Source organism: Ulvibacter sp. 2305UL32-6 (assembly GCF_058148545.1).
In genome coordinates this window covers 13,581-39,112 of record NZ_JBYVKA010000001.1, presented here as the reverse complement: position 1 = coordinate 39,112, position 25,532 = coordinate 13,581, and the positions used below count along the sequence as shown (strand labels likewise).

At 33.2% G+C, this 25,532-nt stretch carries 30 protein-coding genes; 6 read left to right on the top strand and 24 right to left on the bottom strand.

Annotated elements, in window-relative coordinates; translation table 11 throughout:
• Positions 1–174: 174 nt before the first annotated feature.
• The 13 genes from ACY2RU_RS00210 to ACY2RU_RS00150 form a co-directional block, all read right to left on the bottom strand.
• Positions 175–270, bottom strand: coding sequence for a CDGSH iron-sulfur domain-containing protein (locus ACY2RU_RS00210; protein ID WP_490137453.1), 96 nt, complete (start codon positions 268–270; stop codon positions 175–177).
• Between the two features lie 31 nt (positions 271–301).
• Complete coding sequence (locus ACY2RU_RS00205) at positions 302–829, bottom strand: YdeI/OmpD-associated family protein (protein WP_490136384.1); 528 nt, start codon at positions 827–829, stop codon at positions 302–304.
• A gap of 196 nt (positions 830–1,025) precedes the next feature.
• The gene (locus ACY2RU_RS00200; protein WP_490136383.1) at positions 1,026–2,591 is read right to left on the bottom strand and encodes an amidohydrolase family protein; all 1,566 of its coding nucleotides are present in this window, start codon (positions 2,589–2,591) and stop codon (positions 1,026–1,028) included.
• Positions 2,592–2,766: 175 nt separating this feature from the next.
• Positions 2,767–3,108 (bottom strand): hypothetical protein, encoded by a 342-nt coding sequence (locus ACY2RU_RS00195; RefSeq protein WP_490136382.1) that lies wholly within the window; start codon positions 3,106–3,108, stop codon positions 2,767–2,769.
• A 398-nt stretch (positions 3,109–3,506) separates the two neighbouring features.
• Positions 3,507–4,565: an ACR3 family arsenite efflux transporter gene (gene arsB, locus ACY2RU_RS00190; RefSeq protein WP_490136381.1), complete on the bottom strand. Its 1,059-nt coding sequence runs from the start codon at positions 4,563–4,565 to the stop codon at positions 3,507–3,509.
• 2 nt (positions 4,566–4,567) lie between these two features.
• Positions 4,568–5,191 (bottom strand): low molecular weight phosphatase family protein, encoded by a 624-nt coding sequence (locus tag ACY2RU_RS00185; RefSeq protein ID WP_490136380.1) that lies wholly within the window; start codon positions 5,189–5,191, stop codon positions 4,568–4,570.
• Between the two features lie 10 nt (positions 5,192–5,201).
• On the bottom strand, positions 5,202–5,669 hold the full coding sequence (locus ACY2RU_RS00180; protein WP_490136379.1) for a DUF6428 family protein: 468 nt from the start codon (positions 5,667–5,669) through the stop codon (positions 5,202–5,204).
• A 138-nt stretch (positions 5,670–5,807) separates the two neighbouring features.
• On the bottom strand, positions 5,808–6,140 hold the full coding sequence (locus tag ACY2RU_RS00175) for an ArsR/SmtB family transcription factor (protein WP_490136378.1): 333 nt from the start codon (positions 6,138–6,140) through the stop codon (positions 5,808–5,810).
• Between the two features lie 141 nt (positions 6,141–6,281).
• The gene (locus ACY2RU_RS00170) at positions 6,282–7,154 is read right to left on the bottom strand and encodes a CPBP family intramembrane glutamic endopeptidase (RefSeq protein ID WP_490136377.1); all 873 of its coding nucleotides are present in this window, start codon (positions 7,152–7,154) and stop codon (positions 6,282–6,284) included.
• Positions 7,155–7,232: 78 nt separating this feature from the next.
• The gene (locus ACY2RU_RS00165; RefSeq protein ID WP_490136376.1) at positions 7,233–8,723 is read right to left on the bottom strand and encodes a pyridoxal phosphate-dependent decarboxylase family protein; all 1,491 of its coding nucleotides are present in this window, start codon (positions 8,721–8,723) and stop codon (positions 7,233–7,235) included.
• 472 nt (positions 8,724–9,195) lie between these two features.
• Entirely contained in the window at positions 9,196–10,011 is an 816-nt protein-coding gene (locus tag ACY2RU_RS00160; protein ID WP_490136375.1) for a hypothetical protein, read from the bottom strand.
• Positions 10,012–10,239: 228 nt separating this feature from the next.
• Positions 10,240–10,776, bottom strand: coding sequence for a pyridoxamine 5'-phosphate oxidase family protein (locus ACY2RU_RS00155; protein WP_490136374.1), 537 nt, complete (start codon positions 10,774–10,776; stop codon positions 10,240–10,242).
• Positions 10,777–10,812: 36 nt separating this feature from the next.
• Positions 10,813–11,541: a DUF6090 family protein gene (locus tag ACY2RU_RS00150; protein ID WP_490136373.1), complete on the bottom strand. Its 729-nt coding sequence runs from the start codon at positions 11,539–11,541 to the stop codon at positions 10,813–10,815.
• Positions 11,542–12,157: 616 nt separating this feature from the next.
• On the opposite strand from ACY2RU_RS00150, the gene ACY2RU_RS00145 reads away from it, so the two are divergent.
• From ACY2RU_RS00145 to ACY2RU_RS00135, 3 genes are all read left to right on the top strand, one after another.
• Positions 12,158–12,634 carry an Hsp20/alpha crystallin family protein gene (locus tag ACY2RU_RS00145; RefSeq protein ID WP_490136372.1) on the top strand — a complete coding sequence of 159 codons (477 nt, stop codon included), beginning with the start codon at positions 12,158–12,160 and terminating at the stop codon, positions 12,632–12,634.
• A gap of 105 nt (positions 12,635–12,739) precedes the next feature.
• Complete coding sequence (locus ACY2RU_RS00140) at positions 12,740–13,000, top strand: YodC family protein (protein WP_490136371.1); 261 nt, start codon at positions 12,740–12,742, stop codon at positions 12,998–13,000.
• An 11-nt stretch (positions 13,001–13,011) separates the two neighbouring features.
• Entirely contained in the window at positions 13,012–13,500 is a 489-nt protein-coding gene (locus ACY2RU_RS00135) for a hypothetical protein (protein ID WP_490136370.1), read from the top strand.
• A gap of 41 nt (positions 13,501–13,541) precedes the next feature.
• Here ACY2RU_RS00135 and ACY2RU_RS00130 read toward each other — a convergent pair whose 3' ends face one another.
• From ACY2RU_RS00130 to ACY2RU_RS00095, 8 genes are all read right to left on the bottom strand, one after another.
• A complete protein-coding gene (locus ACY2RU_RS00130) occupies positions 13,542–13,988 on the bottom strand; it encodes a CPBP family intramembrane glutamic endopeptidase (RefSeq protein ID WP_490136369.1) in 447 nt (148 codons plus the stop codon).
• A 70-nt stretch (positions 13,989–14,058) separates the two neighbouring features.
• Positions 14,059–14,199, bottom strand: a complete 141-nt coding sequence (locus ACY2RU_RS00125) for a hypothetical protein (RefSeq protein WP_490136368.1) — start codon at positions 14,197–14,199, stop codon at positions 14,059–14,061.
• A 340-nt stretch (positions 14,200–14,539) separates the two neighbouring features.
• A complete protein-coding gene (locus ACY2RU_RS00120; protein WP_490136367.1) occupies positions 14,540–14,995 on the bottom strand; it encodes a GNAT family N-acetyltransferase in 456 nt (151 codons plus the stop codon).
• Between the two features lie 92 nt (positions 14,996–15,087).
• Entirely contained in the window at positions 15,088–15,810 is a 723-nt protein-coding gene (locus ACY2RU_RS00115; protein WP_490136366.1) for a tetratricopeptide repeat protein, read from the bottom strand.
• Positions 15,811–15,857: 47 nt separating this feature from the next.
• Positions 15,858–16,577 (bottom strand): serine hydrolase domain-containing protein, encoded by a 720-nt coding sequence (locus ACY2RU_RS00110; protein ID WP_490136365.1) that lies wholly within the window; start codon positions 16,575–16,577, stop codon positions 15,858–15,860.
• A gap of 429 nt (positions 16,578–17,006) precedes the next feature.
• Positions 17,007–18,389, bottom strand: coding sequence for a S41 family peptidase (locus ACY2RU_RS00105; RefSeq protein ID WP_490136364.1), 1,383 nt, complete (start codon positions 18,387–18,389; stop codon positions 17,007–17,009).
• 227 nt (positions 18,390–18,616) lie between these two features.
• Positions 18,617–19,477, bottom strand: coding sequence for a DUF5694 domain-containing protein (locus ACY2RU_RS00100; protein WP_490136363.1), 861 nt, complete (start codon positions 19,475–19,477; stop codon positions 18,617–18,619).
• 391 nt (positions 19,478–19,868) lie between these two features.
• Positions 19,869–20,282: a DUF6326 family protein gene (locus ACY2RU_RS00095; RefSeq protein WP_490136362.1), complete on the bottom strand. Its 414-nt coding sequence runs from the start codon at positions 20,280–20,282 to the stop codon at positions 19,869–19,871.
• A gap of 221 nt (positions 20,283–20,503) precedes the next feature.
• On the opposite strand from ACY2RU_RS00095, the gene ACY2RU_RS00090 reads away from it, so the two are divergent.
• From ACY2RU_RS00090 to ACY2RU_RS00080, 3 genes are all read left to right on the top strand, one after another.
• Positions 20,504–21,199, top strand: coding sequence for a cupin domain-containing protein (locus ACY2RU_RS00090; RefSeq protein ID WP_490136361.1), 696 nt, complete (start codon positions 20,504–20,506; stop codon positions 21,197–21,199).
• A gap of 181 nt (positions 21,200–21,380) precedes the next feature.
• Positions 21,381–22,247, top strand: coding sequence for a helix-turn-helix domain-containing protein (locus tag ACY2RU_RS00085; RefSeq protein ID WP_490136360.1), 867 nt, complete (start codon positions 21,381–21,383; stop codon positions 22,245–22,247).
• A 27-nt stretch (positions 22,248–22,274) separates the two neighbouring features.
• Positions 22,275–23,411: an acyl-CoA dehydrogenase family protein gene (locus tag ACY2RU_RS00080; protein WP_490136359.1), complete on the top strand. Its 1,137-nt coding sequence runs from the start codon at positions 22,275–22,277 to the stop codon at positions 23,409–23,411.
• A gap of 246 nt (positions 23,412–23,657) precedes the next feature.
• Here ACY2RU_RS00080 and ACY2RU_RS00075 read toward each other — a convergent pair whose 3' ends face one another.
• The 3 genes from ACY2RU_RS00075 to ACY2RU_RS00065 form a co-directional block, all read right to left on the bottom strand.
• Complete coding sequence (locus ACY2RU_RS00075; RefSeq protein ID WP_490136358.1) at positions 23,658–24,209, bottom strand: hypothetical protein; 552 nt, start codon at positions 24,207–24,209, stop codon at positions 23,658–23,660.
• 274 nt (positions 24,210–24,483) lie between these two features.
• Positions 24,484–24,897, bottom strand: coding sequence for a hypothetical protein (locus tag ACY2RU_RS00070; protein WP_490136357.1), 414 nt, complete (start codon positions 24,895–24,897; stop codon positions 24,484–24,486).
• Positions 24,898–25,047: 150 nt separating this feature from the next.
• Positions 25,048–25,392: a cupin domain-containing protein gene (locus ACY2RU_RS00065; RefSeq protein ID WP_490136356.1), complete on the bottom strand. Its 345-nt coding sequence runs from the start codon at positions 25,390–25,392 to the stop codon at positions 25,048–25,050.
• Positions 25,393–25,532: the final 140 nt, after the last annotated feature.

Sequence of the window (25,532 nt, the reverse complement as noted above, 5' to 3'; positions counted from 1 at the left end):
GCAACTATGAAGAAGCAAAGTATTGCCAGCTGTGGTAACAGCTTGAAATTTAGTGGCCATGATGAAGTAATTGGTTAGTTTATTGGAAATAAATATACGTTTTTTTAGAAAACTAGCTGGCTGTAGTCATAAAAAGTGATCATTTATGTCATGATTCCTGAATAGTCAATTTTGTTACGCTTGCTCTAATTGCTTGTGAGAACCGTCACAGTTCGGCTTTCGTTTTGATAGTCCGCAGGTACAATCATTTAATCCGTAGCCATCAAGAATGCGTTCTATGTTTTGCTCAATTCTCGATATTTTAGTTTTGGATTGTTTTGGATTGTTTTGGTTTGGAAAAATGTAAGAGGTATCCTTTTTGTCGTCCTTGAGTTAGGCTTTTAAATGCTTTTTGAAAATCTGGGCGATGTTCAAAAATTTGCAGTAATTCGGTAGGGGTTTCAAATTCTGAAAGTTTTTTTTGCTTTGTTTTTAAACCAGCTCGTTCCACCTCGATAGCTTCTTGAATATATTTTTTTATCGTGGGCGTTAGTTGGAGGATTTCAGACGCGTCCGTAAAACGAATTTGTCTAGCTGAATGTGTGTTTTCTGTTTGTTGAATTAAAATTTTTTCTGGGTCTTTCAGCAAAGCACCCTTAGGAAACAGAATGGCAGCGTATTCCTTAAAATCGTGAATCAAAACAATATTCTTTCCATTATCAGTATAGCAGGGATGCATCCATTTGAAATCTTCTATCAACCCACAATCGATTATGATTTCTCGTAGTGCTGCTAATTCGTTTCTCCACTTTTTTAAGCTTTTTAGATATTTGCTAACATCTTGATTCATTCTTTGGAAAGTGTCTTTTATATATTTAAGATGTGGTAGAGGAGGGGTGACGACAAAATCTTGTGATTGTTTTTGCCATTATGAATATAGTAAATTTCATAAAATTAAAGTGATTTTTTAGTTCTGCGTGGTTATAATTTTTCCGCTAAAATGCTTAAAAAAAGACTTTTTCAGCAAATAAAAGATAGACCGTTTACTAGATACCTTTGGCCGAGAGCGATGATCTGTTCAATACCTTACCATTAATAACAACATATTCAATATCATTATATGCCTCGATCGTTTGTAAGGGGTTAGTATTCAGAATTAAGATATTAGCTGTTTTATTTTTATGAATAGTACCAATATTTTCAATTAAACCAAACTCTTTCGCATTATTAAATGTGGCTGCCTTGAATATTTGTTTTAAAGAAACTCCTGCCTCAACCCAATGCTTCATTTCTAAGAACCCATTGTAACCAGGAGGATGTGTGTACATGTTCATTGCACCATTATCGGTACTAAACAAAAGGTTGGCATTGTTTTCTGAAAGCAATTTAACAACTTTTTGAATTTTTATCTCAAATGAATTGTACAGTGCCTCAAACATTGCTTCGTCACTATTAAACTGACTTCTTATTGGGGTGAAAAAATCTGGATTCATTTGTTCCAGAAACTTCGGCCGTGCTAAAATTCTATTCTTACTCCATTGTGCGTCTTTGGTTTGCAACCATTCTAGGTAGTTAGGGTAATATAGGTTTTGAAGGGTTTTATCGTTTTTGAAAGTATCATCAAGGATCTCTTTTTCTGCGAGGATCACTCTAAAAGTTGGTTGATACCCAATATTTTTTGCTGCAATTTCGAGTAACAATTTTTTATGTGTTTCGGGAAGATCTGTATTAAGATAATCTTCAGGAACTGCGGTCCAATTCCACATGGTATGAGCAATAATATCAATTCCTGTCTCCACGGCAAATCTTTGCCCTTCAAACGAGGTTGCATGCATGATCACAGGCAAACTATTTTTATGCGCTTCAGCAACAAGCTCTTCCATGATTTTGGCAGTAGGAACCTCCCATACTTGTTTAAAACCTGAAGAAGCATCTTCATATAATGTCTTAACGCAAATATTATCTGCTAAAGCAATTTCAGAAATAAGGCTTTTAGGGGTATGTTTTTCAGTGTTAATCGAATCTGGTAGTTGAATATTTGGATTATAGCGATCATACAGAAATGGCAATTCATATCGTTCCTTCTGAGGGTATTCATTTATTACCATTTCGAAATCATCCATTACTTGTACTTTTTTAGCACAAGTATATATTTCTGGTCGTATAGTAGCCTTTTTAAGATTATTTATCGTGTTTGGCGCATAATTATCAACATCAATAAGTGTTGTATATCCAAAGTATAAGAAATTCTTAGGGAGTCTCTCAAAGTAATCTAATACTAATAGTTCTTCAGATTCTCGCTGCCTGAAATTTATACCAGCAATGTTGTTTAAATGAACATGACTATCAATTAAGCCAGGAATGATATATTTTCCATCGCCATCTATAATATTGAAAGACCCTTTTACATTCGGTTTTTTCTTACCGGAAAAAAGGATCTTAGAGCTGTTTATTAAGACAAAGCCCTTATTGACACCTAAAGTTCCTGTTTCGTCTGTAGAAATGATAGTAGCGTTCTCAATTAATGTTCCGTTGGAAACTATAAAGGATTCTTTGGAAGTTTTGCAACTAATTGAAATGGCAAATAGAAATAGTATGCTGAGTTTTTTCATGACCTAAGCGTATTTCTATTTGACTATCATGAATTCACTTTGTTACAGGGTTTAGCGCACAATGGGTTAGTGTATTGTGTGTTAGCTTCATTATAATTTTGCAAAAACGAATGTTTAAACTAAATATAGAGGAATGGTGATATACTTTGGGGTAGAAATTTTTCAGAAAAGATCCCTAAAAATCTAAATTCTTTTTATTGAGTAATTTTTCTGAAACTCTAAAGGTAGCCGAATATTGAAGATCTGCTTTTTCCTTTTTGAAGTCCATAAAGGCTTTGTTATACCATTTGGGATCTGTAGCCTTTTTATTGTAATCTTCATTCCCTTTTACACCATAAAGCTTTCCATCAAACCACGGTTCAATACCGTAGATCCCAACTCCGAATTTAGCCGATCTTTCTAAAACTTTTTCAAAATCGGATTCGGAAAAATAATGGATAGCTTCAGGATTGAAACCATCATTAAGATTATTTAAGTCTACGAAAATATATTGCTCTAAGAATTCTGCTTTTTCCATAGTAGTGAAGGCTAGGTGTTTGAATAGGGTTTATTATGCTCTGGGAGCTCCGCTGAACTCACGTTCACCTTTGAACGTAAGAATATTTAAAGTTAGCTATTTTTTTGTGTTATTGCCTTGTGAAAAATCAATTATAAATAGACTTTTATTGTAATTTTTTCTACCATTTAATCAGTATTTTGTTTGATCGAAAAGGAGAATACTCTTTCCAATCTTGTGCTTAGACTGTCATTAGTATGTTTGAACGAAGTATATTGTAGTTTGATGTTGATATGTAAAACGCCATAAATCTTATAGCCTCATTTAATAACAAAGCAAGACATCTATTAGTTAATTTAATAACGGTTCAGTTAATGACTCAAACCGCTATTCTGTAATATGGAACGTGCAGTTTTCTCTTACTCAACTTTGTGTTGTGGTGTTTTTTTGAAATATTTTTTTCGTAACCAAAACGAAACACGAACTAATAAGATCAATGCAGGTACTTCAACTAATGGACCAATAACTCCTGCAAATGCTTGTCCGGAATTCAATCCGAATACAGCAATCGCCACGGCAATAGCTAGTTCAAAGTTATTTCCAGCTGCTGTAAAGGCTACTGCTGCAGTTTTATCATATGCTGCTCCCGTTGCTTTGGTAATGAAAAATCCAATAATAAACATTAAGCTGAAATAGATAAGTAACGGAATTGCAATGATCACTACATCCATTGGAATCTCAACGATCAATTCCCCTTTTAGAGAGAACATAACTACAATTGTAAATAACAGAGCAATTAAGGTTATTGGCGAAATGGTAGGTACGAATTTCTTTGTATACCATTCTTCGCCTTTTATTTTAACTAAGATCAGTCTGCTTAATATTCCCATTACAAAAGGAATACCTAAATAAATAGCTACACTTTCGGCGATTGTTCCTATTGAGATATCTACAATGGCGCCTTCAAATCCAAAATACGGCGGAAGCACTGTTATAAATATCCAGGCGTAAAAACTATAAGCAAACACTTGAAAAATACTATTTAAGGCAACCAACCCTGCTCCATATTCACTGCTTCCTTCAGCAAGGTCGTTCCATACTAAAACCATTGCGATACAACGTGCCAAACCAATTAAGATAAGTCCGACCATATATTCCGGATAATCACGTAAAAAAGTAATTGCTAGAATAAACATCAAAATGGGTCCAATTACCCAGTTTAGGATAAGGGAAATGGATAAGATTTTTGTGTTTTTGAATACTTTTGGCAGTAGTGCATAGTTGACTTTTGCCAGGGGAGGATACATCATAAGGATCAAGCCGATCGCAATTGGGATGTTGGTGGTTCCGTAACTAAATGAATTTATAATATTCGGAAAACTTGGAATAAAATACCCGAGTCCAACACCAATTATCATTGCAACAAAGATCCATAGAGTTAGATTTCTATCAAGAAAACTCAATTTTTTAGTAGCCATTTTTATGAATTTATTTGAGAGAAAACATAAAATAATTCGGTTGCGATTTGCAAACTTCTCTCGTTATATTTTTTAGCTTGTTGTGGTGTATTATCAAAAGCTTTTGGGTCTTCAAAAGTTATTGGAATACGTTGTTCGGCTCCTGGAACAAAAGGGCAGGCTTCATTTGCCGAATCGCAGGTCATGATCGCAGCGAATTGCGATCTTGGATTAAAATCATCATCTAATAGTTTAGAAAATCCAATGATGGGGTGTTCATTATCGGCGTATTTAATACTGTAAATAGGATTTTTATTTTCTGAAATCATCCTGATTTGAAAACCTACATTTTTTAAAGTTTCTGTAACCATTGGGAAAAGAGCTGTGGCTTCGGTTCCGCCTGAATAGCAAAATACGTTTTTAATATTAAAGTAACTAGCCATTGTTTGAGCCCAAACTTGTGATAAGTGACTTCGCCGTGAGTTGTGAGTACAGATAAAATTGATTCTAATTTCCTCATCATTTGTAACCTTTGACTGAATAAAATTGGTTAGCGGTTGTAAAATAGTTTTTCGCTCTTCTGAAATAGTTTGCGGGCGCAAATTCTTAATGGTTTGTTCTATTTCAAGGAATAGGGTTGTGATCATGTTTTGGTATTTAGCAACAGTTTCCATCTGGTGAACAACACGGTTCTTCAGTTAGATCTGATAATTTTACTTTTGTTTTTTCCGTAGGTATTCCGCATTTATCCTTTGCCAAACAATCGGTTTGTTTTGAGGTTAGTAAAAAATGTGTTCCGTCAAAATCAAGTCCGAATTTTCCGATCGTTTCTGCTTGGTATTCAACTTCGATCTCTAGATCTCCAAGGTCTAAAATCTTTTCTGAAAGTTCAATTATACTCAATAATTTTTCGGGATGCAATCTGTGATCATAGTCGTTTGCATTCCATAGCTGAAAATTAGCAACTTCTTCGTTTCGTACAGTTCCGCCGCAGTCAATAAAGTGTTTAGTGACTTTTCCAACTTCGGTTACATGAAAATGATTGGGAACGAGTTCTCCGTTTGGTAGTTGAAAGGAAATCGTTTTTAGCTGACGTAATTGCGTTTTGATCTGAGATATATTCATGATGTTCAATTTTTGTTTTTCTTGTTAATTATGTTGTGTAGTCTGGAAATAAGATTTTGGTCTTCATAGTGGTTGAATTAAAAAGATTCATAACACATTAATTTATTGCAATAAAGCGATTAATAGAATCAAATTTTTTTAACAGCAATCTTCTTTAGATATAATATCCTGATTTAGAAACTCAGTCATTACCTCTTTCATTTCGGTCCATTTATCATTATTTATACAGTAACATACGCTGGTTCCTTCAACATTTCCTTTAATGAGCCCCAAATATTTAAGTTCTTTGAGGTGTTGCGAAATGGTAGGTTGGGCTAATCCAATCTCGTTGACAAGGTCGCCACATACACAAGAGTTAATTTTAAATAAATGTTGTAGGATCGCTACTCTCGCCGGATGACCAAATACCTTAGCAAAAGTTGAGATCAAGTTTTGTTCATCGGTAAATATTTCTGTTTTTGAAAGTCCCATTGCATTATTATCTATCGCAATATTACGATTAATGTTTTAATTGACCAAAAGAATCATCAGTAAAATGCTAAACGAGAGACATTTTAAGAGGTGTGACCTCTTGGTGTTTAGTATAATTATTTATAAAATTAATTGTACTTTCTATTGGTCTAATACAGTCTTAGTCTTTATTTTTCGTCTATTTATCTTATTCTCTTTTATAGATAGATATAAAAAGACGATACATACTACCAGCAATAATAACACAGACAAGATTGAATCTTCAATTCCATATATAGTTCCAGTTATTAATTCTGGACCGCTAAATTTGGCATTTAAGACAGTGCCAACATCTTGGAGACCAGATAAATTTGAACCATAGAAAGGCTGCGCAAAATTCCATCCCAAATGAAATGCAAATGGCAACCAAATTCTCTTGGTGTATGTATACATTATTCCATGTGCAAAACCAAAAAGAAGTCCTAAAAGCACAGATAGAAGTGTTACGTTATCATTAAATATATGAGGCAATTCAAAGAGAATGGAGATAACGACCAAAGCAATATAAGTTCCAATCCAGTTTTCTAAAATTCTGTATAGAATAGCTCTGAAGAAAATTTCTTCCATTAATGCCGCTATCACAAGAAATGAGAACGGAGCTAAAAAATATGAGAACCCTGAAAAGCTCAATACCTCATAATAGCCGAATAAATACAGTATTAGAATTACAACAGATAAAATTGAAAACCCTAAAAAGAACCCTCCAAATAGTTCTTTAATTATATTCTTACTTGATAATTCCGCAATCTTTCTTTTTTCATACAAGCGGAATAAATAGTAATAGGTAAACAACAAAACTGCAACTGAAATATAATTTATTATCGAATCTGCTATTTGCTTGGAGGCGATTAAGTTTTGAAATATGGGTTTTGATATATAGTTTTGAACAGCGATCAATATTAGCAAGCAGATTGCTATACCTAGCATGATTTTAGTAATAGGAAAGTGGATGATTCGTTTTAAAGATTTGTTCATTATGTATAGTATATTTTTTAAATTTATATGGGCACACTTCTTTTGGGCAGAAGTGGTTACATAAAACAGTATGCTGTTTTAATTACTTTTTTCGTTTTTGGATAAGTGTTGATGTACTTTTCTTCCCTCCTTTACTATAATTTCTATTATTTCTTGAATGTCTTTTTTGGAAGTTCTAAAATTTACAATACAAGCCCGCAAACAATATTGATCTTTAACCACAGCGTTTGATAAAAAAACTTCTCCGCCCTTTTGTAATTCGTTTAAGAGATTTTCGTTTAAAGTATTTAGATAAGCATTGTTTGCAGAGGCCGTATTCGGGTTATATCTAAAAGTTGTAATACTTAAGTTTTGAGAAACGGCTTCCAATTCGGGATGTTTTTCGGCAAGTTCAAAAAGCATTTTTGCAAGCTCAATATCTTCGTTAATGAGTTTTTCATATCCACTACGGCCGAGCTGTTGTAGGCTTAGCCAGACCTTTAAAGCACGAAATCCTCGTGAGTTTTGAAGTCCGTACTCATAAAAATTTTGCGCCGTATCGTCTTCACCGTTACTAAAGTTGTAATATTCAGGATGCGAACTAAAAGTATCAACTAGATGCTGAGGATTTTTCACCAATGTACATCCAGCTTCGAGCGGACTGTATAACCATTTATGAGGGTCTAAAGCAATAGAATCTGCTTCTTTAATTCCTTCAAATAAATGTTTAAGTTTTGGGATGATCGCGGCAGGAACTCCATAGGCCCCATCAATATGAAACCATAGATCGTATTTTTTGCAAATAGTTGCAATTTTATTTAAATCATCAATAACTCCAGTACTCACATCACCGGCTGTACCAACTACCATTAATGGAATACAGTTATTCGCTAGATCCTCACTTATCGTGGAAGCCAAAACCTCAATGTTCATTTTATTAGAAGCATCGGTCTGTATCCATCGAATGGAGTTTGTGCCTAATCCGAATAAGATCACTGCCTTTTCAATCCATGTATGGGTTGTTTTAGAACAGTAGACTGTTAATTTTTTTGAAGCATTCTGAATTCCATCTTCCTTAATGCTTTTAGGTGCTTTTGCAGTTCTAGCTGCTAAAAAGGCGGTAAAATTTGCCATATTACCCCCACTAACTAAAATACCGCCGTAATCTGGTGAGACACCAATAAATTCGGCTAACCATCTAATAGTTTGTTTTTCAATTTCAGTAGCAATTGGACTTAAAATATGTGCTCCAACATTTGGATTGACCGAAGCTGCAAGTAAATCTGCTAAGGCTCCAATTGGGGCAGCAGAAGACGTGATATACCCTAAAAATTTGGGGTGCCCGTTCAATAACGAATGGTTCAACAATAAATCTGTCGTTTTAGAAATTAAGTCAGATGCTGGCTTACCATTTTCAGGTAAGGATTGGTTTCCTAGTATTTTTTGTAGCTCACTCGGACTTTCATTTGGAGTGACTGGTTTTTGATCGATAGAATGAATAAAACTAGAAATATCATCAATTAATTGATATCCAATTTTTCGAAACTCTTCCTTATCCATTTCGATAGATGACTTTCTAATTTTTGTCATGGGTTACATTTAAGGGTATTTAAAATTCGGTTGGTCAATTGATTTGTTCATACATGTAGTCACCAGTGTTTGCGCCTATTTTTAATAGTATTTTAGCACAATAACGTGGCGATCTAGAGCTCGTTTTAATTCCGAAGAAAAACGAATATCTCGCATCTTGGAGAGCGTAAAGCTCAGAAGCCGCGACAAAGCAGTATAGTGTTTTCTTCAGAATTAAAGATAAGTAATTATATGAATGAATGATAATGCCTCTAATCGAGCTTATCATTCTACTGATCCCTGTTAAGACAATCATGAAGGAAATATTGAAAAAGGCATCAAATATCTTACTCGATTTAGTCCGTAACCAAATTTGAGTTATAACTCAAAACCTCACTAAAAGCAGTCTTTTTAACGGTAAACAACCTTTAAAGTAGTCTGATAAACACAATTGTTTAATTTATTGTGCTAATCTGTTTTATTAATGTTTATTCTATTCTTTAAATAGGTCTTTATTTAAATCATTTTGAAATTTAATGTTTGACCAAGTTACATATATCCATGGTTCTTCACTAACATCGGCGTTCCAAGTAGATTTTTTGTATTGTCGTTGTGAGGGTATCAATATACTATCTATAGGCTCATACTTTAGTGTCATTAAATATGGAGTTTCAACCACCCCAAAATCAGCTACAGTAAAAAGAAATTGGTCTACCAAAGAAGTTTTTTTATTAATGTATAGCTGATAAATATCGGTAGGAGTTTTATCGATAGAATTAAACGTAACTTTAACTACGTCATAATCTATATCATTTATAAGTTCATCTCCGAGGTATTCATAATTTAAACCGGGATCTAATAATTTTTGAAACATTGTAAACCAATAAAAGTTGGTCGGTCTATTAAAGGCAACTCGTTTTAAACGAACAGAATCTTTTATAGTTTCTCCTTTGTGCTTTAGCCAGAAGTTATTACCGTCATATCCCTGTTCAAAGGAGCCTACAAGGTCAGGAAAAGTTCGTTCATGTTTTTTATAAAGTCCGTATGACAGTTCTCCATCAAAAATGTATTTTTCTGTTGAGATATCAGATTTACCATCGGGAGTTTGATAGGAATAGGTGTAGATCACATCCTTTTTATCCATAAGAGTTTTATAATCTCCAACCTTTTTTGACATGTTGTAGATGAGTTCATGCCCTTTATTTTGAAAACTTTGTAACGTTTCTTCCTGAGTTTCTTGCTTGGGTTTGTTATTACAAGAAAACAGTAAAAAGCTTAAAATCAGAATGGGCAATTGAGAATAATTCATAGGTGTATTTCTAGTAGGTTAGGTGTAGGTATAACTTAAGGTAATTTATAAATGCCGAGCTATTGTCAACAACCAAAATAGGTTCTTTGTTCTGACGGGAATCTAGCACGACATTCAGATAAAGTCGGTTACATATTTGGCATTAAATATACGTTTAAAAATATGACTTTAGATTTTAACAATGTTCACTATTGATTTTATAGGGTGTTGCAGCTATTTCTATTTATTTCAAATGTTTGTTTCAAAACCATCAATACTTTGCGCATTCTTTTCAGCCCAGTATTTTTCTATTTTTTCATTGCCTTGTTTCTCTGCCCATGAATTTAATATGGTTCGCTCCTCTTTGAAATCCATGATGGGAACGGCATATCCACAAGATGTTTGAACTAGATCAACTTCCATTTCTATGATTTGCCTTGAACCTGCTGTCGACGGAAATAGTTTTAAATGATCTTTAAATTTCTCATCTCGATTATGGTAGATCTTAGCAAAACCATAAAGTCTTAGTATTAATGGTTTCCCTTTGAAAGCACAAAACATGATGGTCATTCTATTATTTTTTAATAGGTGTGCAGCGGTTTCATTCCCACTTCCAGTTAGATTTAGCCAAATAATTTTATTTTGGCTAAGTACTCTAAAGGTATCCATTCCTTTAGGAGAAATATTTACTCTTCCATTTTCAGCAGCTGTTCCTACAAAGAACATTTCCTGTTGTTTGATAAATTCCTTTAATTCGGAGGTAATGTGATCTAATTTTTTTCCCATTCTTTTAATATTGGTTACAAGGGTGTTTTGCCTTTGTTAGTTGTTGCCGATTTCATTGTTAATAGCTCTGATTAACGCGTCTATCTTCGGTGAAAATTCTTCGATTGCATTTTTTGAACTTGTAACGCGCCAATCAATATCTGAAAGAAGCCATATGAATTTTGGTTTTTGTAAAATGTCTTTCGGAATACGATTAACAACCCAGTTGCTGTCTTTATCAAGGAATGGGTCTTCACGAAGTGCGAGTAACAGATCTACATTAGGTCTATAGCGTCTCGTAGTATGATTTATTTCCGTTTGAAACTCTAATAGCTTGAAATCAAAGAAATTTATAAGGTGATTTCTAATACTGTCATTAGAAACACGATCTAATCCAGAGGATTTTAGGGCATCATATGGACCTCTGTTAAACTGAAAATATCTACCAATATTTAATTTCCATAAATCTGATTGCATAGAATCTTGAAAGATGATCTTATTTTGTGTCAGATCTGTAAAATAATCTACCGTATTTCCCAAGACTACATAGGCGTTAATATGCTCTTGTAAATTCAATTTATCTAATAATAATCCTTTTTCAATTTCAGATAACATTTTAATTTCAAAAGCTCTGTCTTTTTCGGCTTCATTCCGATTATTGATTGAAAGTGCAATTAAAATTCCGATAACCACGAGGATAATTTCTCCCAAGGCATATAGTAAGTATTTTCCAAACTTACTTTCCGTGAGCGTTTTTTGCCGAATTTTTCTAAAGAATTTTATCATAGGTTACCGGTTGGTCAAAATGAAGCACAACTTTTTATAAGATTAGTTGCGTGTTTTGAGTAACGAATTTACCAAATACAATTCGAATATAAAATCCGCTTGATTTTGCCAGTGCAAGCTACACTAGCAATTATATTTACATAACATTGTCTCTTTACTTTTTATCAGTAATAGTTATGGATTCTTGTTTTTGATTTTCAATAATGATCAAATTGTCGAACTTTTTTCTAACTAATTTTAATGCTTCCTTATTTGAAATTTCTGAATGGTTGAAATAAAATTTTGCGTCATGTCTATTCAGTACTTTAACTGTAACAACGGCTTGTCTTTTTGTTTTTAAGAATTTGAATTTGTCTAACCACTCCTGTAATTTGTTTTATACGCTTTTGGGTATATTGAAGTTAATGATTAGACGGTTATTCTATTGTCAATATGACATTTTTTTTAACTGAAAAAACTTCATTTATTCTGAAAATTTGACAGAAATATTCAGGACTACATCTGTTTTTCGTTTAAAAATGCGATTCGTTAATTTTGGTATTTTATTTGTCAATGTATTATTGAAATCAAGAAGATTTCAAATTTGAAATAATGTTTAATTTAAAATTTTGTAATTATGAGCAACTTAGTTAGTGTTCCTAAAAACGGAAGTTTATCGAACAGCAATTCAAATCAAAACTTCCCAACTTTGTCAAATTGGTTAGATGATATCATTAATAGAGATCTACCATCAGTATTTGCATCAAACTTCAATACTGGAATTACGTTACCAAAAGTAAATATCAAGGAAACTCCCGATGATTTTATGGTGGAAATGGCAGTGCCAGGTCTAAAAAAATCAGATTTACATATCTACATTGACAATCTGGTATTATCAATTTCTTCAGAAACAACGGAAGAAAACGAACAGAAAGAAGAGAATTACACGCGTAGAGAGTTTGGCTATTCTGCCTTTAAAAGAACTTTTACTCTCCCAGAGAGTGTAGATGAAGAAAAAATTAATGCTAACTATAACGAAGGCATTTTGAGTATTCTTTTACCAAAAAAGGAAGAGGCTAAACAAAAGCCTGCTAGAAGTATTAAGATTTCATAATTGAATCACTAAGTTTTTAGATTAAGAAGTATGGAAGGGGGCCGATAAATCAAATCGGTCCTCTCTATACTATTTAGAATGTTTAATTTTTAAAATTTTAATGCTATGCCTAGAAAGTTCAAATCTGGAGATTGGGTAAAAGTTAAAGGGAAACTTACCGCTCCAAAAATGCAAGTTCTAAAATATGTTCCAAAAAAAGACTCTATACTTGGTTTGGTTGATTGTGACAGTTATTTGGAATGTGTGTGGTATAAAAATGGTGAACGAAAATCCGAGGAGTTTCACCAAAATAAATTGATAAAAACGATAGAAACAGGAGGTTTGTTCAAAACATTTATAACAAACCTTAGATTAAGTTTAACTTAAAACCTAAAATGATGAAGAAATATGTTTTATTATTTATGATTGGCTTGTTAAGTATTAGTTGCAACGGACAGAAAAATGATACAAAAAGTGCTGAAACAAAAGAAATTCAAGGAAATGTAGCAGAACAGCCTAAAGGTTCTTGGAGAGTTGATAAAGAGTTTGACGACAACGGGAATTTAATTAGATATGACAGTATCTATTCTTGGTCATCGAATGGTAACCTAGAGAACCTTTCGAATGTAGATAAGGACAGTTTATTGCAATCTTTTAAATCAAGATTCTTTACAAATTTTTCAGGTTTTGAAAATCAAGGGTTTGAAGATGTTTTTTCTAAAGATTCACTTTTTAGTAAGCGGTTTTTTAATGATGATTTTTTTAAAAGTGATTTTGGCAGGGATTATATGGATATTGATAAAATAACACAACAAATGATCGCCAGACAGAAGAAATTTTTAGAAAAATATAAATTAGAATTTGTCAAACCTGAAGACGAAAACTAGCTAGTTTTCGTCTTTTTTTGTTGTTATGAGTTCAGTATTTTTTATATCGGTTCCATTTGATAGATACTTATAAATGAAATTGTATCTATGATTCCATGCATCAGGATCAACGGCCAGAGCCTTCTGCCGTTTATAACAAAAGCGACCCCAAAAATGAATCCAATGCATCCAGTGAGCAAAATACCAGTAAGTCCCTGATAGGCATGAATGACTCCAAAGATTGCCGAACTGATCACTACAGCGGTCCACAATGACCATTTAGTGCTTCCTAACAATCTATCAATCGCATTAAGCAGGAATCCACGGAAAATAAGTTCCTCCAAAAAAGCAGCCGTAATCCATACCATGATGAGTGAGATAATAAGCCCCTGAAAATTTCCGGGTATATTCATTAAATGTGAAATGTCTGGACGATCCCCAAGTTTCATGATTTCAGGCGCTATATAGCGACCAAATAGGGTGTAGGTAATATATAATCCAATGAGCATAAGTATTGGTTGCCACCAATTCTTTGATTTTCATAAACCCAAATTACTCCATGTCCAATTCGCGTATGTTTTATAGCCAAAACCCAATGCTATCATATGCCGTGATATCAGTCATATACTGTTTTATGAATATGCTCGCTATATAATTGACGGTCAATAACAATAATATTGTAAGACCGATCATCAGCTTATTATCTGTTGTTTTATTCATCAGTTTCATTTTACTATTGTGGTGAAAGTATTTGTATCAAGCTCGTGGCGATCCTTTGCTCAATGAGGCGTAACCAAATTTGCGGAAGGAAATATTGGCAGCTGCGGTAATAGTGTGAGACCCAGAAGCCACGGCGAAGTTTTCTACTCGTTTATTCTGTTTATCTATGATAGTAATTTTTGAGAAAATTGAATTCGCTTAACCATCAGAGCTCTAGCTTTTATACACAGCTAGCAACCATATTTTAGTAAGCACACTCTAAAACGATAAATTACCGAATAGTTGAGGATTTAATTTGCTGAAATGTATACAGTATTTTTGTTCCAATACGGTATTTTGCTTAGTTATTTATTCTTCGCTCAAATTTTATTTTTCTAATTCCGTGGTCCGTGTCCCATTGTTTCACTTCTTTGAAATTAAATTTCTTATACAATTCGTTAGCCGGCCCATTGTCTAATCCAGTTTCAACAACAAAAAGTTTCGAATCATATGTATTAAAAACGAATTCCATTAATTTTCGTGCGATTCCTTGTCTGAAAAAATTTGGAGCCACCACTAAGCTATTAATATGTGTAAAGTTATTGTTATGTTCAATTTCAATAACTCCGGCAAGTTCGTTACTTTTTAAGTATCCGAAAAAGGCTGTTTCACTATTTATATAACTTTCAAGAGATCTTTTTAAGGGAGGAAAGTCCGTAGCATTTAACAATTTGGCCTCTATCTTATATGATAATTGAAAAACTGAACGTATTCTTTGTGCTACTTCTATGTCATTATTTTGGAGTTTTTGGATCATTTTTTATAATAGTTTATTTTAATTAATAACACTGGTCCCGGTCACACTTAGTAGTGTGAAATTTCAATTACTTATAGTCATTGTTGGCAATATCAATCTCTATACTTAAGCTCATTTATTTTAGAAATATTAATTTTTGCGTTATTATTATTTGGGTTTAATTCAAGTGATTTTTTATAATTGATTAGTGCGTTAGAGAAATCGTTATCCACTAAATATGCATCTCCTAAACTATCATAAGCGTTGCTGTTTTCGGGATATTTGGATATCAACAATTTGAATATTTGTAACGCTTTTTTAGTTTCATTTTCACTTAAATATTCATAGCCTAAATTGTTTAAAGCATCTGATAAATTATTATGAACCGTGTAATATGTTTGATCTTCTTTTGTCAATTTATTATAATCAATAATAGCTTGATTTGGATCTGTGATAAATTTATCTTTGAGTAATGACATCAAGTTTCTTTTTGGATACATTATTAAATCTGTTTCCACTTTGTCATAAAGTAATGCCCAATCATTATATGCTTTTTCAGATGTGCTATTGGCAATTAGAATAAGACCATATCTGGTGTCAGGACATATTAAAAGAACACTTTGAATGCCACTTGAAGTTCCTGTTTTCATATAATAAAAGCCCTCCTTTTCCGCCACATCTACATCCCAGAGGTACCCTATCTTATCGTCATCATTGTTTTCAAATAAGGTTTTAGTTGATTCTTTAATTAAAGGGTTATCACTTTCAAACTGAAATCTCATAAATTTAATCAAGTCGGGTAAGGTTGATAACATACCTCCGCCGGCTCCAAGCAAAGCACTTTTGGATCTTGGAGCTAGTTTGCCATGCTCGGTATAACCATCTACATGATATTCACTGTGTTCTTTTCGACTATTTTGTAGGTAGGTTTCATATCTAATTCAGTTAAAAATGCTTCTAGTATATTTTCAAATGAATCATTGTAAACTTGCTCTAGAATATAAGCTACTAATTCTGGTCCTATTGAGTTATAACGATAAAAAGTTCCTGGTTTTTTATCGAGTTCAATTGTATTTAGTTCTTGTAAAAAATCACTTATATCGTAGTCTATAGGGCGATTTTCATAATATCCGTTAGAAATTTTATTTTCAACTTCTTCTAGTTTTTTAGGCCTTTTGTTTTTAAAACCTAACGTATGTGTCAATAAATTTTTAATAGTTATAGGTGTTTCTTCAAATTTTAAATTTGGATAATCACCGTCTAGATAGTCCCTAATGTCATCATCTAATGAGATTTTGTTTTCGAGTACAGCCTTTGCAGCAAGAGAGCCGACAAAAACTTTTGTAACAGATGCGATTTCATAAACCGAATTGTCATTTGCTATACCCCTAGAGTCTTTATGAATGTTGCCATAATAATTATGATATACTTGCCCATCTTTATATATAGCTACTGCCAACGAATTAATATTTCCTTTTTCTAATGTATTATCTGCATATTGGTCAATTGAGTTTATTAATTGTTTAAAGGGAAGTTCTTCGGTTTTCTTAGAAGATTGGCAGCCAATAATTATTAAGGCAGCAAAGACGATTATTCTTTTCATTTTTGATTTGTTAGGATATTATTACCAAGGAGTTTATATTTTTCTATAATTACCAATTGATTTTTTTAAATTAATATCAGCATGTATGCATAAGGCTTATGACATTCGTTGGTTCGCTGTGGATCCATCAAGTGCGTACGCAAATTCCTCCAGTAGCTTATTGTCGAGCAAAGTGATTTGACCCGAACTCTGAAGAGTTGCATCATTAGGGGTTAGTTTCTCTAAAGATATAATATTAATTGAATTAGGTAGTTCAAATAATCAAGCCCAACGGTATTGTAAATGCTTTGCTTAGACAGTGAAGACGTGTAGGCTTTTTATTGGTTGTTGGAGTGAAGCTGTAACTTCAAATATATCGGGAGTAACAAATATTTAATGGTAGCTAAATTTTTGAGTTATACGAATTGCAAAATGAATTATACACAGTTTTTATCTCTCTTTTATTACATTGAGGGCTGCTTGTTTAACCAGATCATGATTCAAAATAAGATTGTTAAACTTCTCTTTAACAATTATATCCGGAATAACTCCTCTTGAATAGTTCCCTAAGTCGTTTACATCCAGAATGTAATGAATGGGAGGTACGTAAACTATAATTCCAGAATTAGGTAATACTTTCCGCAACATACCTCCACTATTGTTTCCGTAATAGCTACCTCCTGTTTCACGCCCTATGATTAGACCTCTTTTGGTGCTTTTAATTTTAGAAGAGAATTCACTTGTAGCAGAAAAAGTAAATCCATCTGTTAATATGAAAACTTTTCCCAGAAAGGGATTTGGCTTGGGAATCTGTAATTCTAATTGAGGATGGATTTTCCAGTAATATTTTCCTAAACTATCTTGTTCTATGGGATAACGAGCAAGCCATCGTAAGGCTTTTGGAACATCATAATTTTTTGTCACCTCTAATTTATCATAATATCTAAATGTTTCAGTTGTCAAATAAGAGAACAATTGTGCTCCGTCACTATCTCTATTGAATGAATCGTATCTTACATCTATAATTAAATTATGTATTTTATTAATTCTAATTTTAGAAAATGAATTTTCGAGAAAATCATTAAAAGCCTTTTTAGATTTTGAATTCCGAATAGTTATAATTGCTGTAGAAATGGAATCTATTAATTTTAGTTCCATATCATCCAATTTCGAATGATTCGTTTTCGAAATGAAATCTTTATAGCTAATACCATCTACGGAAATAGTCTTATTCTCCTCGCTATTGTTAATCTCAATTTGGAACTGCCCGGAAGTATAATGAAACTTACTATAGTCGATTGAAAAGTAATTTTCGAGCATTTGATATTTACGCGACATTATTCTCCCATCGGATGGATATCTGTTTAAATTTGAATTTATAAAACTAGCTGCACTAACACCATCAATTGATAAAATTTCTAAGCCAGGAAATAGATTCTTACTCTCTATTAAGACTTCAGTTATAAAGAGTCTGTCATCAATGATTCTAATTCGTATAGGTAAGAACCTTCTGTTTTTTTGAATCTTTTTTAATTCTTTTGGGGGAATTTTAGAAGTAGTATGACCACACCCTATTTGGTTAATGACAGGAACCAAATTATTATAGAATTCAAAAACAGTTTGATTTTTTTGAAGGTTTGATTTCAATGAGTTAAACCCATCTTCAAACTGCTTTTTAGTTTGATAGGTATATATCCCTGGATGCAATTTCTCTAACTCTGTTTGGATGAATTCAACATCTTCTAGTTGTTCATCAATTGATAATGTTTTTAATGACTGACTATTTGCGGTGAATGCAATAGTTAATATTAATATGGTGAAAAGTCTTGTCATTTAAATTGTGACTAACGTGTTTTTTATAATCCCAGTTGCGATGCTTGGCTAGCTATTGCTCAAAAAGTTTTGCTGAGCAAAAGCTAGAAGTTGCGAAGCAGCGTGTGATCTAGCAGCCACGGCGATGCCGTAAACGGGCTTATCTGAAATAAAGATACGTTTTAAATTGTAGAATTTACATTCATTGACCAACTTCCGCCGTTGGCTTAAAACAGTGTTAGCCATAATTATTTTTCCATAACCTGTTGTAATTCCTTGACCTTCCATTTGTCATTTTGTTTTATAAATAACTCAAACATTGCAATGTGACTTGAACCAGCCAAAATCATAATTCTTTCATCGGATTCCGTTACATTTTTTTGAATTAATGACCACATATACAGATTTCTTTTATACCATTCGGAGGTTAATAAGGGTCCAGAAAAATCTTCTGTGCTACCTGCTAAAAGCATTAAATTATTGTGAAAGTAATTAGATAACTTTCGCATCTCTTGACTATTGACATAATACGTAAGTTCAATAAGCGAAACTCCAGATTCAATTTTATTGTCAAAATCAACTGTGAATTTAGAAATGCCATCTTCAATCATTGATTTAAGTTCAGATTGATTGTTTTTTGCAATTTCCTTCATAACATCCTCAAATGGGAATGAGGTAGAATAGTCTATTGCGTATAATTTTTTAAGATTATTCTCTTTTGCTATTCTAAATGCTAATTGAAAAATCTCATTTTTTAAATAAAAGTCAGAAAGACTATCGTTGTCGAAATAGTTACCTTTTGTATAAATATGATAAAGAGAATCTAATTTCTTTTGTTCGTCGTATGGCCATTCTACAAATATTTTCGTTGGATTGTAATTTGTGATTTTTTTACTAATTTTTTTTAATTCAAGTTGAGAATCTTCGTTGAGGATGTCAAATGTTTTTGTTTTGGCAACATCAGCACCAGGATTATTATAATGAAATGTTCCAACGAGTAAAGCTTCTTTAATATTTGAATTTTCATTGAGATTAGTTTTTGACTTTTCTTGTGCATTTACGCAACTTAAAATCAGAAATACGATTGATAAAATTACATAGTTCTTCATAGTTTTGATAGTCTGTTAGAATTAATAATGTAAGCTGTTACTTATAAAGACGCTAAAAGTTTTCAAACGGTTGCCTGAACACTTGATTTTTAATTATTATGGCTAATGTATATGTCTATGATTTGTGGCGATCCTTGGCTCGCTTTGGCTCAATCAAATCTTGCCAGGGCGGGATGTTAGCATGAGTATTAGCTACGTGAGACTCGAAAACCACGGCGAAGCTGTCTACGAGATTATTCAGTTTATCTAAGATAGTCTTTTTGTGGGAATATCAATTCGTTTAACCAATTTGGCTATTGGTTTTACGGTACTGGCAACTGGCTTTTATCCTTCCCGCAATTCTCTCATTTTTTTCCTGAGTTTCGTTTTTTTTAAATTGATTTTCGACAATTTAAACTTCTGATTTTTCTTTAGGCCATTTCCAAGCATACCAAACAATTAAGGCCGTAATAATACTTTCTAAAAATGCTAAAAACACATAAAATAAATACCACTCTTTAGTTGAACTTATTCCTATATAAACCATCATTATCGTAAATAATGCTCCAAATAAAATGTTAAGAATTCGGTTTATTTTTGGCTTAAGGAAAATTGAAGCTGCAACCATTACAGATGGAATCGCCAAAATTATTGATGCTATTAATAATGTAGTTGGATTATCCATAATATTATCGCCTGTAATTAAACTATTTACTTTACCGGGCGTATATAGCTCAAAATAATCTCCATATAAATAGCAGAATGTTGCGGTAGCCCATAATGAGGCGAGTTTGATTTTAATGTTTACTTTTTGGTTTACTAACATATTGGCTTGGTCTTTATCGTTAATAATGTATATCTACTTATAAAGACGTAAACTCTGTTCAAATAGTTGCCTCGGTCATAAAAAGGTGTTATGCTTTCAAAATTACTGTTTTGACACACTCAGTCAATTTATTGAATGTTCTAGTCACTTAAAATACTTTTATTCTTCCTAGTTTTGATTCTTACAATTTGAAGTTAATAATAATAACAAATATTTCCACCATGCTGAAAAATAAAAAGAACATTGTAGTAATAAAAGTAGCTACCATAACTATGTTATTTACCATCGTCCAGGGTTGTGGCGAAAATGTTGATAAATCTGAAAAAAAAGACGATTCAGTAGCAGTAGTTTCTCATGACGAAAAAGAGGAATCTCATATTCATGATAATTCCTCGCATTTCCACCCTGGGAAAAGAATATTAACGCCTGAGGACGCACAACAGTTATGGATATTTCCAGAAAACAAAGATGAACTTGGGTCTGGTGGACTGCTTCAAATTTATATGGATCCTGAAAGTCATCCCGAGGCTTCTTCAGGTTTTTCAAAATATGAGTTGGGTGTAGGTGGAGCCTTACCAGAGCACAAGCACAATAAAACGGAAGAGATTGCTTATTTTCTTTCAGGAACGGGTATAGTAATAAGTTATGAGAACGATGAGCGCAAAGAAACAAATGTAAAAGAGGGTTATGTATGGTATACGGCACCGGGAGAATGGCATTCCTTTCAAAATACGGGTAGTGAACCTTTAAAATTGGTATTCGCTACTGTTCCAAATGCCAAGCATGGTTTGTTAAACTTCTTTAAGGAAGTAGGGGTAGAGCCTGGGAAAGAACCGTCTAAAGCATTAAGTGCAGAGGAATTTGCGAAATTGGCATCAGACAATGATTTAATTCTGAAGCCTTCAGAAATCGATTAAAAATCTACCATTGGGTTTATAGTAAGTAGAAATAAACACATAAATTATCGGATGGTAAGAAAACAAATAGTTCCGCTATTTGTGGTGTAAAATAATGGTTCATTAATGCCTAAGAAGTTTACAAAGAATTTTGTTCTCTTAAAAAAATGTACTTTTAATAGCGTAAAATATATTTAAAACAATGGGTAATGGTTATGACACAGCAAAAAGTACACCTACGTTCAAGAAAATTGAAGTATCGTCACTTATGTTTTCGGAATATCGATGTACGGAGCAAAAATCTATATTTACTACTTGGAACCATCTAAATTATTTTATTTATGTACTAGAGGGTAAAAAGAAATGGCGAACGCTGGAACATAGCTATATGGTTCATGCCAATGAGGTGCTTTTTGTAAAAAAAGGAGCAAATATTATTGAGAAGTATTTTGACTCAGATTTTTGTGCCATAGTAATCTTTATTCCCGATTCTTATGTGAAGGATTTTATGTCACAAAAGCCTGAAATAGGCGCCAATCAAAAAGCTAGTCTTCAAAGCGATAGTGCAATACCTTTAAAGATGGATAGAACATTGAGTACATATTTTACTTCAATGTTAGATTATTTTTATAATCAAGAAAAGCCTTCAAAATATTTGATGGAAATTAAATTTCAAGAGTTGTTGGTCAATATTTTATCATTGCCTTACAACCCTGAAATCGGGAGCTATTTTAAACAGATTGCCCAAGAAGTTAAACCATCGGTCAAAAATATAATGGAGTCCAACTTTGTTTATAATTTATCCTTAGAAGAATTTGCAAAATTATCCCACAGAAGTTTAAGTACTTTTAATCGCGACTTTTATAGTGCCTATGGAACATCACCAGGAAAATGGCTTACAAAAAAAAGGATTCTTCATGCGATGCGATTATTAGAGAATACCAATCAAAAAGTATATCAAGTGGCTTTTGAAAGTGGTTTTGAAAGTCCCGCCCATTTTGCAAGAGTATTCAAGAACGAGAATGGTATTACTCCTTTAAAGTTTCAAAAAGCGCAACTGTCTTTTTGAGGTATCATAGATAAAATCAGTCGTAGTATGAATATTAATGAAAATAAGGTAGCTGAAACAACTTCCAAACAATGGTTAGATCTTATTGATCAGTTAGGCGACGAATTAGCTGAAAATGGAATTGCCCACGATAAGGCGGATACTTTCGTAGATAATAATTATCAAATATTAAAAAAGCATGGATATCTCACAGCCATGATACCAATAGCTTTTGGGGGTGCTGGAGTTTCTTTTACTGATATGTGTGCTATATTGGTTAGAATAGCGCATTATTGCCCCTCTACGGCATTGGCACTGTCCATGCATCAACATCTTCTCGCTGCAAATATATGGAAATACAAAGAGCAAGGTATCGGCGAAGCATTCTTAGAAGAGGTAGTCGCTAAAAATCTAGTGTTGGTTAGTACAGGTGCACGGGACTGGCTAGATTCTAATGGAACCATGAAAAAAGTCGATAATGGTTATTTAGTCTCAGCGAAAAAACAATTCGCAAGCCAGTCTGCGATAGGCGATCTCTTGGTGACTAGTATACCCTATAATGATCCAAAAGAGGGATGGCAAGTCCTACATTTTACAGTGTCAATGAAATCCAACGGGATAAAACTATTGGATGATTGGCATACGTTGGGGATGCGGGGAACAGGCTCACAGACCGTAATCCTTAATGATGTGTTTATTGCAGAAGACTCCATTGTAATGAAAAGAGCAAAAGGAGAATTCCCGATGTTTTGGAATGTGGTATTAACTGTAGCGTTACCCTTAATCATGGCTCCCTATATTGGAATTGCAGAAAAAGCAATGAAAATTACCTTAGAAAAGTCAAAAGCAAAAGAAAGCAGGCCAATTCAAACCACTTTCTTGCTTGGAGAGATCTACAATAGCCTTATAATGGCCCAAGTGCTGCATAAAGACATGGTTCGAATAGCCAATGATTTAGATTTTCAGGCTGAAAAAAGGATAGGTGTTGAAATGTTGTCTAGAAAGACATTAGTGGCAAATGCATGCACTGAAACTGTCAATAAAGCAATGGAAACAGTTGGCGGACAAAGTTTTTATCGAATATTTGAACTTGAGCGACTCTTCCGGGACATGCAGGCAGTTGGTTTTCATACATTACCTGAAAAGAAGCAGCAGCTTTTTACAGGAGAATTTTTATTGAAGTAGCAAATTATTACCGACGGATTTGTATAATGTTAGTGACGGACCTTGGTAAGCTACATCAAAAACAGTTTTGAGGAGTAAAAGCTGGAAGCCGCGTCGCGGCGTGAGATTCGGAAACCATGCCGAAGCCGTCTATTAGTTTATTCAGAATTAAATATAGTGTTTTTAATAATGACGAAATTTTAGAACTATTCAAAAGTAGCCATTGGATTTATACGGTGTTGTAAGAGTTTTTTCTCTTAAAGAATTTTATTGAACTAATTTCAAAAAGCCTTCATTCTCAAATTTAATAAATTCTATTCCGTTTTGAGATGAATAAACTATAGTTCGTATATCAGATGCTTCCTGCTCGCAAGGTTCGAAAACAAATACATTTTGAAAATCAAAACTATCACTACTGTAATTCCTAAGTAAAGATTCTGTATTTGCTGGGAAATTCTCACAAGTTGGTAGATATTTAACGTCATTATTATCGATCTCGAATGATGTGTCGCCAGCAACATTTTTTTGGAGATTAATCACGAGGTTAATATCTTTTTTAGATATGGTGAGAGCGTTTTGTTGAGTTTCTCTTTGTGCATCGTCACAGCTTTCAGATCTACTGTACGCTACAAAAACTGTAACCTTTTCACTTGCAACTGCTGAAAACAATAGGTCTTCTTCGTCTACGAATTGCAGATTTTCTGTCATATCAAAAGGAATCAAAGTTCCCTCGTATTCAGTTAAATTATAATCTGAAATTTCACGGCAAGAACAACTTGTGATTATTAATGCGATAATTACTATTAAAATATTTTTCATATCGATTTTTCTTAATAAAGATACTTTTTATGGTTGCAATTAAAGTGCTTACGTATTTGTATAGTGCTAATGGTGGGCCTAGGCTCGCTGTGGCTTAACCAAATTTGTGGACATAAATGTTTGGCAGGAGCGGTAGCGATGTGAGACCAGGAAGCCACGGCGAAGCCGTTTACATGTTTTATCCGATTTAAAGATAGTTAATTATTTGTATGAAAAACAATTCGATTAACCGTCTTCCGCTATTTGCTTTATGCAGTGCTAGTTAACTTTTTTATTAATTACATTTCTTTAAACTCTGTCGCTCTTTAAACTTCATCCAAAATTTTTCTGGTTTTTCGAAGTTTAGCTTTTCATCAATTTTTGATAAATAAAGGGTTTCACCGCTTTTTAAGATATTTAGTTGAATTTCTCCTTTTCCTATATATATTATTTTTGCTTTTTTATAATCTCTCCATTCTCCAAACGTCTTAAAGTAAAGCGTGTCCTTTACAACTTTGATTTTTCTCCATTCAGATAATTTAATCCATTCATTATCTGCAGCAATTCTAATTGAATCCTTTTTGATATATACTTCTGAATATTCCCCATTTTCACAAATGGAATAATTTCCAATAAGATTATGATCATATTGACAACTAGCCATTAAAGCTAGAATTAAAAAGTGAATTAAATAACGGAGTTTTTTCATCAAATGTTGGCTAAAGTGTATGGCTATGATTTTATTGCGTAAAAACCCACGAGGATTTATGCCGTAAACCGAAGATAGCAAATTTACGAGGACTTTCCGAGAGGAAAATCAGAAGCAAGGAACAATAGCCAGCTTTGTGTGGCGTTTTTATTAGTCAAAGTCATCATGTCTATCTCCGCGAGTTGTTGGTTCCGAAATCACGATAAATTCCAAGTTTTCTGATTGCTCATTCCGTATTCTGTGTTTTATTTTCGGTAGAATATGAATTCCGTCACCACTTTCTACTTCGATAATTTTATTTCCGATTTCGAAGGTTGCTTTTCCACTTAAAATTCTAAAGAATTGTTGGGAATTATTATGGTAGTGTTTTTTTTCTTGAGTATTTGGAGGCATCAGCTCTTCAATCACGCTCAAACTGTTCGACTTCACTAAATGCCATCCGCTACAATTGTCTCCCCAATAATAATGTTCACTATTTTCTTTTGATTTTTTCATTTACATTAAGTTTTTCAGAATGACACACAATGTGTTTGTATGATGCCAGTGGTAGTTCTTGGCTCGTTTTGCACAACCAAATTTCCGGACGCAAATGTTGGCAAGAGCGGTAGCGACGTGAGACTTGGAAGCCACGGTGA